Source organism: Levilactobacillus zymae, from assembly GCF_032190635.1.
In the GTDB taxonomy this organism is placed as follows: Bacteria; Bacillota; Bacilli; order Lactobacillales; family Lactobacillaceae; genus Levilactobacillus; species Levilactobacillus zymae_A.
The window spans coordinates 109,486-122,338 of sequence record NZ_JAVLAS010000001.1; the positions used below are offsets into that span (position 1 = coordinate 109,486).

Annotated in this window: 14 protein-coding genes; 6 read left to right on the forward strand and 8 right to left on the reverse strand. The window is 51.4% G+C overall.

Annotated elements, in window-relative coordinates:
• The first annotated feature begins 45 nt into the window (after positions 1-45).
• Together RI501_RS00370 and RI501_RS00375 are read left to right on the forward strand one after the other, a co-directional pair.
• Positions 46-975: an IS30-like element ISLpl1 family transposase gene (locus RI501_RS00370; protein WP_313819825.1), complete on the forward strand. Its 930-nt coding sequence runs from the start codon at positions 46-48 to the stop codon at positions 973-975.
• 606 nt (positions 976-1,581) lie between these two features.
• Positions 1,582-2,070, forward strand: coding sequence for a pyridoxamine 5'-phosphate oxidase family protein (locus RI501_RS00375; protein ID WP_313819826.1), 489 nt, complete (start codon positions 1,582-1,584; stop codon positions 2,068-2,070).
• 114 nt (positions 2,071-2,184) lie between these two features.
• On the opposite strand, the gene RI501_RS00380 is transcribed toward RI501_RS00375, so the two are convergent.
• A complete protein-coding gene (locus RI501_RS00380; RefSeq protein WP_313819827.1) occupies positions 2,185-2,487 on the reverse strand; it encodes a substrate-binding domain-containing protein in 303 nt (100 codons plus the stop codon).
• A complete protein-coding gene (locus tag RI501_RS00385) occupies positions 2,488-3,171 on the reverse strand; it encodes a LacI family DNA-binding transcriptional regulator (protein WP_313819828.1) in 684 nt (227 codons plus the stop codon). It lies immediately after the preceding gene.
• A 520-nt stretch (positions 3,172-3,691) separates the two neighbouring features.
• On the opposite strand from RI501_RS00385, the gene RI501_RS00390 reads away from it, so the two are divergent.
• Both RI501_RS00390 and RI501_RS00395 read left to right on the forward strand, forming a co-directional pair.
• Entirely contained in the window at positions 3,692-5,128 is a 1,437-nt protein-coding gene (locus tag RI501_RS00390) for an amino acid ABC transporter substrate-binding protein/permease (protein ID WP_313819829.1), read from the forward strand.
• A gap of 2 nt (positions 5,129-5,130) precedes the next feature.
• Positions 5,131-5,877, forward strand: coding sequence for an amino acid ABC transporter ATP-binding protein (locus tag RI501_RS00395; RefSeq protein WP_313819830.1), 747 nt, complete (start codon positions 5,131-5,133; stop codon positions 5,875-5,877).
• Positions 5,878-5,939: 62 nt separating this feature from the next.
• Here the strand turns inward: RI501_RS00395 and RI501_RS00400 are convergent, their stop codons facing one another.
• The gene (locus tag RI501_RS00400; RefSeq protein ID WP_313819831.1) at positions 5,940-6,377 is read right to left on the reverse strand and encodes a pyridoxamine 5'-phosphate oxidase; all 438 of its coding nucleotides are present in this window, start codon (positions 6,375-6,377) and stop codon (positions 5,940-5,942) included.
• Positions 6,378-6,520: 143 nt separating this feature from the next.
• Positions 6,521-7,486 (reverse strand): hypothetical protein, encoded by a 966-nt coding sequence (locus tag RI501_RS00405; protein ID WP_313819832.1) that lies wholly within the window; start codon positions 7,484-7,486, stop codon positions 6,521-6,523.
• Positions 7,487-7,726: 240 nt separating this feature from the next.
• Here RI501_RS00405 and RI501_RS00410 point away from each other — a divergent pair, with 240 nt between their 5' ends.
• Positions 7,727-8,896, forward strand: a complete 1,170-nt coding sequence (locus tag RI501_RS00410; RefSeq protein ID WP_313819833.1) for an acetyl-CoA C-acetyltransferase — start codon at positions 7,727-7,729, stop codon at positions 8,894-8,896.
• A 48-nt stretch (positions 8,897-8,944) separates the two neighbouring features.
• Positions 8,945-9,136, forward strand: a complete 192-nt coding sequence (locus RI501_RS00415) for a hypothetical protein (protein ID WP_313819834.1) — start codon at positions 8,945-8,947, stop codon at positions 9,134-9,136.
• Positions 9,137-9,184: 48 nt separating this feature from the next.
• Here the strand turns inward: RI501_RS00415 and RI501_RS00420 are convergent, their stop codons facing one another.
• The 4 genes from RI501_RS00420 to sufB form a co-directional block, all read right to left on the reverse strand.
• Complete coding sequence (locus RI501_RS00420) at positions 9,185-9,763, reverse strand: DUF1097 domain-containing protein (RefSeq protein WP_313823090.1); 579 nt, start codon at positions 9,761-9,763, stop codon at positions 9,185-9,187.
• 286 nt (positions 9,764-10,049) lie between these two features.
• The gene (locus RI501_RS00425; protein ID WP_313819835.1) at positions 10,050-10,949 is read right to left on the reverse strand and encodes a helix-turn-helix domain-containing protein; all 900 of its coding nucleotides are present in this window, start codon (positions 10,947-10,949) and stop codon (positions 10,050-10,052) included.
• Between the two features lie 12 nt (positions 10,950-10,961).
• Complete coding sequence (locus RI501_RS00430) at positions 10,962-11,294, reverse strand: metal-sulfur cluster assembly factor (protein ID WP_313819836.1); 333 nt, start codon at positions 11,292-11,294, stop codon at positions 10,962-10,964.
• A gap of 152 nt (positions 11,295-11,446) precedes the next feature.
• On the reverse strand, positions 11,447-12,853 hold the full coding sequence (sufB, locus tag RI501_RS00435) for a Fe-S cluster assembly protein SufB (RefSeq protein ID WP_313819837.1): 1,407 nt from the start codon (positions 12,851-12,853) through the stop codon (positions 11,447-11,449).

The window sequence follows — 12,853 nt, forward strand, 5'->3', positions numbered from 1 at the left end:
TTAAAATGGTGTTTACCACAAACCCATCTTTTAGGAGCTGATCTTTTGTCTAGTATAACCTATTCCGAACGAATTAAAATCGAAACCTTTTGTGAACTAGGGCTGTCCAATATCCAAATGGGCGTTCGGCTGAACCGATCACCGTCAACAATTTCTTATGAATTATCTCGATGTCAACCTTATCAGGCTGAATTAGCACAAACAGATGCCGAATACAAGCGATCACGATGTGGTCGGAAAACTAAGCTGAGCGATGAGTTAAAGCAAAAAATTCTCAACCATTTACGTCTAAGCTGGTCACCAGGAATGATTGCTCACGAATTTAAACTAGCTACTAAATCTATTTATAATTGGCTAAATCAGGGGAGAATTGATTTCTCCTTGAATGATCTACCTGAACATGGCGTACGCCAACGGCGTAACGTTGACCAACGATCCAAATATAATCAATCTTTGGGGCGATCAATTGAACAGCGTCCCATGATGATTAATCAACGTAATCGCATCGGCGATTTTGAACTAGATACAGTCGTTGGTCCTCGTGGGCATAGTAAGGCAGTTTTATTAACTTTAATCGATCGAAAATCACGGTTCCTTTGGGCATACCGGTTAAAAGATCGAACGACAGCGAGTGTTAATGAAGCACTGACTAAGTTCCTAACAACTTTTAATGGACCGGTGCACAGTTTTACTGTGGACCGTGGTACTGAGTTTAGTGGGCTAGTATCATTTGAATCACAATATGGTATTAAGACCTATTACTGTCATGCTTATACGCCAGCTGAACGTGGTAGTAATGAACGCTTTAATCGGAATTTACGTTATTTTTATCCTAAGGGGACTCGTTTTGAGCACATTAGTGCTCAAGATTTAACGACGACGTTACTCCAAATTAACCAGCGACCGCTTAAAATACTCGACTGGCAAACACCGTATCAGGTTATGCTGACCAATTTGTCCAAAAATTCGGATTAAATTTGCAATCTACCTTTTACCAATTTGACGATTAATTCGCCTCGGTAAACTTTACACTCTTATTTTTACTACGAATAGAAACCGTTTACAATACCTTTTTGCAAATTCGTTTTTTTCGCTTGTTCAGTTAGCCAACAATTAGAAAATGATTAGAAAAATCTCATCGCAATTGTCAACCGGTTGCACAACTTGCCCCAACCAACCTACCTCGGCATCAAAATCGCGTCATATCAACGTTTTGACTTAAAATAAGTTTTTTATTAAATTGAATTATTAACCAACAGTATTATTTAAAACTAATCGAAAATTCTTTAATAATTATATTTTTGTGATTTTATCAGCAAAATATAATTTTTACTTTTTTTACTTTTCAAGCCGATTTCACGAAAAAACTGGTAAAAATGTTAATTTTCAGGTTCATTCATTACAAATTTTATACTGCACATGACCCATTTGCCCCATTTTCCGGGTAACTGGCTTCACTAAATTGATTTGTCTGCAATTAGTTCCTCATCAACCGGTAAATTATTGATTTAATTTTACTTTGTTTCCACCAGCGCGTAAACTGTTCATGTAAGCGATTACTTTTTAGGAGGTCAATTCATCATGTTTAGAGAAATGCGCTTAAAAGATCAACAATTGAGTGCTGCGGACAGTCGGCAGATTTTAAAAACCGCCGATTACGGCACCTTGGCACTACTCGACGCGGATTACCCCTACGCCACGCCAATCAGCTACGTCTACGATCCAGATCAGGATAAAATCTACCTGCACGGGGCACCCACGGGGCAACGTCACGATCTGTTGACCCGCAACTCGGCCGTGGTCTTCTCGGTGGTCGGCGGACACCAAATTCTGGCTCACCAATACACCATGGCTTACCGCAGCGTTCTGGTCTACGGCCACATTCAGGCACTGACGAATCCTGCCGCAATTCAACACGCCATGGAACTCGTGTCTGAGAAGTACGCACCGGGTCTACTAGCAGGTGGCCGCAAGTATATTGCCTCTGCCAAGGGCCAGTTTGAAGCTTATGCATTAACGATCGACCATCTGACGGGGAAACGCTCCACCGAACCCCTGACTAACAACTAACCGGCAACTTAAAATACTTAGCGGGTATCCGCAAAAAAGGACCTCACGAAAATTCGTGAGGTCTTTTTCATGGATTCGGCGCTTTTGAGCTACCGTTTTCCAACCCAAATTCCGTTAAATATGCTTAATACTAAACCGCTTGGTGATATCGAGCGGTAACGTGAGCAGCTCGTGGGCGGTCTGGGGATTTTTCGCCAGCTCCTCGAGCTTGTCGAAGGCTGCCCGCCCAATATTAGAAGCCGCAATGTTGATTGACGACAATTTCGGTGAGACGTAATCGTCAATTTCCAGATTACCGACGCCCAAGACCGACTGGTCCATCGGCAGACGTTTGCCGATCGAAACCAGCCCCCGCATAATCCCGATCGCCAGTTCGTCACTGACCGCAAAAATCGCCGTATAGTGCCGGAAACGCACCTAACGCGTTAAATTATAGCCCGCCGCCAGAGTAGGAATCGTGGTATAGAGGGCCTCATCCGGCAACGTCACATGGTATTCGTTTAACCCTTCCTTGAAGCCGGCAATCACGTTGGGATTCGTCGCCTGATGCCCCACCGGTAACACCACCGCAATTTCGCGGTGGCCGTTCGCCAGCAGATAATCCGCCGCCAGCTTTCCCACCTGGTGCCAGTCAATCCAGACATCCGAATCCTCCAGACTGGCTTGGCTGTTGACGACGATCACCAGGACCTGGGCGGCTTCCCCCCAGTTTTTGAGTTGCTGGGTCGCCATGTGCGGTTCACAGAAAATCAGGCCATCCACCGGTTCATCGAATAACTGATGAGTTTTTTCCGACGTGGGCGCTTCGTACACCACCACCTGAATATCTCCGGCTGCGGCCTGGATCCCCGCAATCACGCCGTCATAAAAGGATTGGCTCAGGTCGGGGATCACAATACCCACGCGCATTAATTGCCGTTTACCATGGCGTTGCGACAAGTTCTTCTCCACGTGATACCCTAACTGATCACGCAATGCAAAAACCCGCCGGCAAGTCGCCGCGCTAAACCGATCACCCTTACCATTCAAGATTAAGGATACCGTCGTCGGTGAAATCCCCGCTGCCCGGGCAATATCTGTAATCGTCACCTTTTTTGCCATCATTAAGTCACACCAATCAATTTTATTAAAGATCCGTCCAGTCGATGTCAATGAACCTTGGTCGCCAACGCCTTAGTTATCCTGCTATCGATCCCCCCCCGTTATCTCCGCGTAGTCCCCAAACAAGCGGCCGCGCACGACCGTGATTAGCTTGCAGGGGACCACCTTCCACAGGGGGAACTGCTTTCATTGTAACAAAAAAATGATAATCGGAAACCTTCAGCCCCCTTTTCCTCAAAAAATCACCTTTAGAATTCACCCTAAATAGGCTCACTCATCCGTCCCAGCCCCCAAAATCGATATTTTTTAGTATAAATGTCAGATGTTTTATCATTGGTTACGACACTTTATAGGATTAATTACCATTCAGATTAGCTTTTTGGTACCCAAGTTACCTGAATCATGGCAAAATAGCCTCAAAAGTTCGGGTAAATGAGAAATCCATGATAAATCGGGTTGCGATTCACCCGAGTTGATGTTATATTTTATGACATCAAATATAAATTAGGAGGTTGTCACCATGAAGAAATGGCAAGTTGCCGTTGTCATGTGTCTCGCTATGCTTGGGAGTTGGTTCGGGTTAACCGCCCACGCCCAGGTCGCGGAATACACCATCGCAACGGATACCACGTTTGCCCCGTTTGAGTTTCAGGTCAAGGGTGGTCAGTCTAAGGGAATTGATATCGACCTCTTAAAGGCCATCGCCAAGAAGGAACACTTTACATATCAGCTGAAGGCTCTGAGCTTCAACGCCGCTGTCCAACAACTGAGTGCAAACCAAGTTGACGGTGTCATTGCCGGGATGAACATCACCCCCGCCCGAGAAGCCGTCTTCGATTTCTCCAAACCCTACTACACGTCCGGGGTGGTCATGGCGGTCGCCAAGGACAGTACCGTGAAGAACTTTAACGACTTGAAAGGTAAAACCGTTGCTTTAAAGACCGGGACGGCGGGGGCCGCCTACGGGAAGTCCATTCAAAGCAAGTATGGCTTTAAGATCAAGTACTTCAACGATTCCAACACCATGTACAACGACGTGAAGGTTGGTAACTCCGTGGCCTGCTTCGAAGATTACCCGGTCATGTCTTACGGGATCAAGAACGGGATTCCTTTGAAGATCGTTTCTAAGCAATACAACGCCGGCGATTATGGCTTTGCCGTCAAGAAGGGCAAGAACGCCGCGTTACTGAAGAAGTTTAACGCCGGACTCGCCGCCATCAAGGCCGACGGGACCTACCAGAAGATCATCAACAAGTACCTCCACGCCAAAGAATCCAAGATTACCGGTGAAACTGCCAGCAGCCGAACCTTCTTCGGCCTGTTCAGTCAAAATCTAGGGACTCTGGGTAAAGGGCTGTGGATGACCATCGAATTGACCGTCATCTCCATCATCCTGGCAACCCTCTTGGGATTACTGCTCGGGGTCTTGGGCGTGATGCCCGGTAAGATTGGGCCGGCCATTTCCAGCACGATCATCTATATCTTCCGGGGGATGCCCCTCATGGTCTTAGCCTTCTTCATCTACATCGGGATTCCCGACCTGATTGGTCACGGCTTTAAGATTCCCGCGTTTATCGCCGGGATGATCACCCTGATGCTTAACGAAGGGGCCTACACCGGCGCGTTCGTCAAGGGTGGTTTTCAAGCCGTCGACGTGGGCCAGATGGAAGCAGCCCGTTCACTAGGGCTCCCTTATTGGAAGGCGATGCGGAAAGTCGTCATGCCCCAAGGAATTCGGATCATGATTCCGTCCTTCATCAATCAATTCATCATTACCTTAAAGGACACCTCGATTCTGTCCGTCATTGGGATTGTCGAATTGACACAGACCGGGACGTTAATCATCGCCCGGAACTTCGAAGGGTTCAAGATCTGGTTAATGATTGCGATCATCTACCTGATCATCATTACCCTGTTGACTTGGTTATCGAATTGGGTTCAAAGGAGGATTAACTAGTCATGGCTGATACAGCAATTAAAGTGCACGTCCAAGATCTCCACAAGAGTTACGGGGACACCGAGGTCCTCAAGGGACTCAATTTGGACGTCAAAAATAACGAAGTCGTTTGCATGATTGGGCCGTCCGGGTCCGGGAAAAGTACCTTTCTGCGGTGCCTGACCAACCTCGAAGTCCCTTCACAAGGTCAAATCGTCATCAACGGCCACGACCTTTCCGATCCCCAGACTAACATCGACTTGGTCCGGGAAAACATCGGCATGGTCTTTCAACACTTCAACCTATTTCCCAACATGAACGTCTTGCAAAACATCACCCTGGCGCCCATCCAGCTGAAGAAGATGACCCCGGCCGAAGCGGATAAAACCGGGCGGGAGCTGCTCGATCAAGTGGGCTTAGCCGACAAGGCGACGGCCCTCCCGACCGCGCTTTCCGGGGGGCAACAACAACGGGTCGCCATCGCGCGAGCCTTAGCCATGCACCCCAAGATCATGTTGTTTGACGAACCCACGTCCGCACTGGATCCCGAAATGGTCGGCGACGTGCTGGATGTCATGAAGCAACTGGCTCGTGACGGTATGACCATGATCGTGGTCACCCACGAAATGGGCTTCGCCAAGGAAGTGGCCGATCGGGTCGTCTTTATGGCCGACGGGCTGATTCGTGAGAGTGGCGCGCCCCAGGACATCTTCGAACACCCTAAGAATCCGCGATTACAAGACTTCTTAAATAAAGTGATCAACGTTTAGCCTTAATACCAAAGGGCGGTTCAAAATCTCCTCAGAGATTCTGAACCGCCCTTTTGGTGACTCTAGGCCTTAAATTGGATGATTTCCTTGGTCCGCCCCAATCCCGGGTCGGCCTTGACGTCCCCTAATTTCAATTCAAAGACCACCAAAGTATCCCCGATGGCGTCCCAGACCTGTTGATAGTGGGGTACCGTGGCGAGGTATAACGGCAGTAGGTCTTGCATGGTCCGCGTCGATGACGTTAACTTAACGTGCTTGGCGCGCAGGAAGGGGTTTCCCGGCGTCCCGTCATTCGGAATGGTAATCAACGCAACGTCCGGCTGTTGCTCGTAACTGGCAATGGCCTCACTGGTCTTGACGGACGAAAAGAACAGGGTGTCGGGCGATTGCTCGTCCCACACGAAGTTCACGATCTTCACATCGGCCTGATTATCCAAGGCCGTACTCAGCGCAATCTTGTTGGTCGTCGCTTTCACTTCTTTAAATAACGTTAAATCCATCACGGGAAACTCCTTTTGCAATTAGATTGATCTTTTTTAGGTGCTACCTTGACCGGCTTCATCCGGCTTGTCAGGTAATCTCAGTATACCCTACTTCAACCCCAAAAGGGGAACGTAAGTTTGTAATTTTTTCTCACCGGCAATTACCGCCGCCGTCGGTGCTTGCGACTGAAGGCCGGCCGGTGACCCCGGCGCTTCACCGCCTTCAACTGTGCATCGGTGGCAAAGAGTTCCCGCCCTAATTCCGGATTTGTGCGCAGATACTGCTGGGTGAACCGATCCACGGCCGCTTTGTCCTGCGTATCAATCCCCTGCTTTTGCATGGCCGTCGTGACTTGCTCAAAGAAGGCTTCCATTTTGGGATCATACATGGTGACCAACGCCGTGTGGTGTTCCCGCACCCAGTCGCGTAAGGCTTGGGCGTGGAGGAGCCCCTCTTCGGTCGCTTCCAGGTAATCGAAGAGATGGGTCAACGCAAACGGAATCAAGTGGTACAAGGCCGCCACTCGTTGCGACTCATCCAATAAATGGGTAAACGGGCCAAACATGACGGCTGCCAAGTTATCCGGTTGCCAATCAACCGGTTGCAAGTGCTTACCCGTTACCAAAAGTTCGGTCACCACGTGGACAATGTTCCCGAAATGGCGTTGATCGCTCGCCGTGAGGTTGGCGACCTGCGGCGTACGGCGCATATCCTGGACCCAGCCCTCTACTTCAGCCACCACGTTTTCATAATCGTGTTGTTCTTGGTTGACCTTAGCCGTGGTATGCTTTTCGACCAATTGTGGCCGGGCCGCTTTCAAGACCCGTTCAAAGGCCGGCCAGTCTTTGCCGGTCTGGACTTTGAAAAATTCACTGAGGACCGGCACCACCGCCACAAAATAATTGTGCGGCTGTTCCACGGTCAACGGCAACGCCGTCAGTGCCGCGGTCACTCCCGTGGGGGTCCAGGCTTGGCGCGTCCCCGTGACCTGCTGGTAAATGTTATAAAAGTCAGTTAAAATCTGGGCCGCATGGGTCTGTTGGTTTGAAGACAACCGCGCTAACCGTTCCGGCGTCCAAAAGTCGGCCGGGGTTAAGGGTGTCGTTGTCGAATGAAGTTCTGTCATGACGTCAATTCCCCTTATTTCATCTAAAATAGTCCTTATCCCGCAGGCCAACCGGTAACCGGTAGCCCCCGGGTTCCACTTATTATTATACGCGACCCATAAAATTTTTCCCAACGTCCCCATTTTTCCACTAAAAATCCCCGTCATCTGCCGGGGAACAAGCAACCCGACAAGACAAAATCCATAAAGTCGGTTATATTAGAGTTTCGAGGATTTATCGGAAAGGAAGACCAACTAATAATGGCAGATGACGTTGTAATTATGAGTGCCGTGCGCACTCCGATCGGGAAGTTTGGGCGCAATTTCAAGTCCGTTTCCGCCGTGCAACTCGGCACCATCGCCGCGCGCGCCGCGATTCTACGGAGCGGGGTCGATCCCGCCCACATTCAACAGGCGATTTTTGGGACGGTGCTTCAGGCTGGTCTCGGGCAAAATCTCGCCCGCCAGGTCAGCTTGAACGCCGGGCTCGACGTGCGGAGTACCGCCATGACCGTGAACCAGGTGTGCGGTTCTAGCCTCAAAGCCATCCGGCTAGGTCAGGCCGCCATCCTAATGGGTGACGCCGACGCCGTGCTGGTGGGCGGTGCCGAGAATATGAGCCAGGCCCCCTACCTGGACCGCGAGACCCGCTGGGGCCATAAGATGGGCGACTACGAGCTGACCGACAGTCTGCTCTCCGATGGCCTGATGGACGCGTTTAACCAGATTCCGATGGGGATCACCGCCGAAAACGTCGCCACCGAATTTCAGGTGAGCCGGGCCGACCAGGACGCCTTGGCCCTGCGCTCCCAAGAAAATGCCGTCCGCGCCCAGGCCGAACACCGCTTTGACGCCGAGATTGTCCCGGTAACCGTGGGTGATCACGTCGTCGCCGTCGATGAGGCCGTCCGGGCCAACACCTCGGCAGCTAAATTGGCGGCCCTCACCCCCGCCTTTAAGGCCAACGGGACCGTCACGGCGGGTAACGCGGCTGGACTCAACGACGGGGCCGCCGCCATGGTTTTAATGCGTAAATCCACGGCCGATGCGGCGGGGCTGCCCTACTTAGCCGTGATTAAGAATTACCAAGAAAGCGGCATCGATCCCGCCATCATGGGCTACGCGCCCACCACGGCCATTCGGCAGGTGCTGGCTCGTCAGCACTGGACGGTAGCCGATCTGGATCGCATCGAACTCAACGAGGCCTTTGCCGCCCAATCCGTGGCCATCGCCCGTGACCTAAAACTACCGGTTGAGAAGCTCAACGTTAACGGTGGCAGCATTGCCCTGGGACATCCCCTGGGGGCCTCGGGAACCCGCATCGTGGTCACCTTAATCCACGAATTGATCCGCGCCAATCTGCACCGGGGGCTCGCCTCGATGTGTATCGGGGGTGGCATGGGCATGGCCCTTTTGATTGAACGCCCCTAGTCGTCTGGTATAATGAGCGCAAAGCCCCTGGGGAAAGGAAGCCTAACCATGCTTACGACAGATTTCGACGTTAAACTCAAGCTGATCATTCTGGCAACGATCGCCCTCGTGGCGCTCCTGGTCATCGGCGGCACCCTATGGTATCGTGCCAAGCACTTTTCACGCTATCTAATCGGCGTGGTGGCCGTCATGGTGGTGCTGGTTTTTATCCTGAGCTCGCTAATCACCATTCATCAGTAAGTTCCAAACTAAAAAGGAGTTGGCCGTAATCGGTCAGCTCCTTTTGGCTTACTCGTCTACCCGCGACGCTACCTCGTCGTCTGGATCATCCGGTGTTTCGTCTGGCTGCGGCGCCTTTTTAGTGGTAAACCACTTGTCCACGACCTTACTAAAGATGTTGGACCCGTAGGCGATGAAGAAGATCCCCATCAACATGGAGATAAAGAGTTCGACCACGAAGAGCCACCAGTTAGTGATGGCCACGTTGGACACAATCACCATGGAGGTCCCCCAGGCAATCAACCAGGCGGGAACCAACGTAAACGTCATGACCGTTCCCTGGAGGAAGATGGCCAGAAAGGTCATGAACCCAAACATTACGGCGGATGGCCAGAGTTGGGCGATGAGCGGATTTTGCAACAGCGTCACCGAGATGAGGGCCCAGATAATCCCCATCACAAAACTCCCCACGATGTTCCACACCTTATCGTCCGGGCACCCGATGCCGAAGAAATAAGAAGCGGTAATAAAGGCAGCGGCGCCCATCCAAAGGTGAAAGGACGTCATGATTAAACTGTAAAAGAGGGTAAATAACCCGACCCCAATTGAGGAATACCACAGTTCTTTGGTTAGTCGATGCTTGATGATTGTTCACTCCTTCATTGATATCCCGAGACGTCTGTCTCCTCCCAGTATTTTGGGATTGCTGGTTGTCAATTATGAAACCGTTTTCTATTTAGCACAAATACGAAAGTCTGGGATAAAAGTCCCAGACTTTTTGATCAGGTCAGTCCCGGTGCCGAAACGTTCGTTCCAGGCAGCGGGGGTCACCGGACGCTGTGCCGTTCACTTCTCGGTAACAGGAGTTTATCAAATTTATTATAGTCAGTCCAACCTTTTTTACTTTGGGGGTCGTCTGTCCGCTACACGACGCCTATTTCTCCGGTGACTGGGTGGGGCCTGCTTGCAACTGTTGCCGTAAGGTTGCAATCTTGCCCTCGATCACAGCGTTGCGGTTGAGCCGCGCGAAAGCCAGCGCCTCGTCTAGCAGTTGGTTGATCAGGTCCTGCGACCGGTGTTCCGCCACGGCGTTTTGTGCGGCCAGGAACTTCAACCGGGGCAGGTAATAGGTCACGTGTTGTTGCGAGCAGATCTTCAACACCAAGGTCACCAATTGGTTGCTCAACTTATAGTCGGCGTTTTCGGCATAAAACGCCGCCGTGTAATAGATCAACGTCAAAACCCGCAGGTGGTAGTTGTTTTCCTGGACGGTTACCTCGCTGACGTTCAGCGCGGCGAGATAGTGTCGGACCTTCTCGAAATAAAAGGTCGCCTGCGCGAGCTCGTGACGCCGCGCGTACAGAATTCCCGAGCCCAGGAAGGCCAGTTGGGTCAGAATCGTTTGGTGCCGCTCGTCGAGATCGTTGAGGATCCGGGAAAAATCAAACAAAATCTGATCCGGCTGCCGGTTCACCAGCGTGTTCACGATTCCGCGCAGGTAGTAGAATTGCATCCTTAACGGAATCGACTCAATCTGGTCTTCGTGCAGCTTGGCCAGGCCACCCAAAACGTACTGGTAGTCTTCCGTCATCAGCCGCCTTTCGAGTTGGTCCAGCTCCCGGGTGAGCCGCGACGTAGTTTCTTCTTGATCCTGATACAACTCATCGACGGTAATACCTAGTCGCGCACAGAGCTGGCTAAGAATCGTCAAGGAGGGAATTCGGTTATTATTTTCAAACTTACTCAACGTCGCCTGCGTACAAATCCCCTTGCAGAGTTTAACCTGCGAAAGCTTTAGGGCCTTCCGTCGATTAATAAACACATCGATGTCCACAATTTCACCCCATTATCCGTGTAGGCCCAACGCGACTCTGGCATACCGACTCATTCGCTCGGTGGTCCAGGCCGGTTCCCACACCAAATTAATGTCACACGTCTGGACCGTTGCCACCTGGGTCACGGCCTGCCGAATGCGTTCGGCCAGTAGATTTCCGATGGGACACCCCATCGTGGTCAACGTCATGGTTAGCAGACAATGCCCCGCTGCGTTCACGGCAACGCCATAAATTAGCCCCAAATTCACAATATCCACCCCTAATTCGGGATCAATCACGGTTTCGAGTTGCTGAACCACGGTGTCTGCCACCGCCGAATTGGTTTGAATCTCTGGTTGTGCCATCTCGTTACCCCCTCATGTCCGGTCAGAAACCGTGCTGTGGTCATTGAATCCATTATACTAACAATCCCGCGACGACGCCATGTTGATTCCCAGACGCTACCACGACCAGTCGAAACGCGCATCCCCGGGAATTCACACTATGGCCTCAATCGCTAACCAATCGACCCTTCCATTTCAAAGCTAATCAACCGGTTCAATTCCACCGCATATTCCATCGGCAGTTGCTTGGTGAACGGTTCGACGAAGCCCATGATGATCATTTCCGTGGCCTTGGCTTCCGAAATTCCCCGGCTCATCAGGTAATAGAGCTGTTCTGCGGAAATCTTCGAGACCTTGGCTTCGTGTTCCATCGAGACGTTCGCATTATAAATTTCATTGTATGGAATCGTATCCGACGAGGACTGGTCGTCCATGATGATGGTGTCACATTCCACGTGGGCCTTAGAGCCATCGGCATGTTCGCCAAACCGGACGGTCCCCCGATAATCGGTCGAGCCCCCGGTCCTAGAAATCGACTTGGACACGATGGAACTCGAGGTATTCTTGGCGTTGTGGATCATCCGCGCCCCGGAATCCTGGTGAATCCCGTTACTGGCCACGGCAATGGACAACATGGTCCCCCGCGCGCCCTCACCGTTCAGATAAACGCTGGGATACTTCATGGTGACCTTGGAGCCGAGGTTCCCGTCGACCCATTCCATGGTGGCGTTTTGACCGGCAGCGGCCCGCTTGGTTTCTAAGCTGTAGACGTTGTCCGACCAGTTCTGGATGGTGGTATAGCGGCAGTACGCATCCTTTTGGACGTTGACTTCGACCACCGCGGCGTGCAGGCTGTCGGACGAGTAATTCGGGGCGGTACAGCCTTCGACGTAGTCTACCCGCGCCCCCTCATCGACGATGATCAGGGTCCGCTCGAACTGGCCGGAATTTTCGGCGTTTAACCGGAAATACGATTGAATCGGCGTCTGGGTTTGCACGCCCTTGGGCACGTAGATAAACGACCCGCCGGACCATACGGCCGCGTTTAGCGCCGCAAACTTGTTATCCGTTGGTTGGACTAGCTTGCCGAACCACTTCTTGAACAGTTCCGGATAGTCGTGCAACGCGGTGTCAGTATCGGTGAAGATGATCCCCAGTTTAGCAAAATCATCACGCATGTTGTGGTAGACCACTTCGGATTCGTACTGCGCCGACGACCCGGCCAGATACTTCCGTTCGGCTTCGGGCACCCCTAGCCGATCGAAGGTCTTCTTCAGATCATCCGGCACGTCGTTCCAATCCCGGAACTTCTTATCGGTCATCTTCTGGTAGTACAACATGTCCTTTAAGTCCAGCTTCGACAGGTCCGGACCGTACTTAGGCAGCGGTAATTTCTTATAAATTTCGTAGGCGTGCAACCGGTAATCCAGCATCCACTGGGGTTCGTGCTTGGCGGCGGAAATCTGGCGAACCGTCTCTTCGGTCAACCCTCGGCCCGTGGAATAGGCCGGGGTGACGTCGTCGTGGAACCCGTATTCGTAATCGTGATCGTTTTGGATTACCTCGGGGACTTCTGGCAT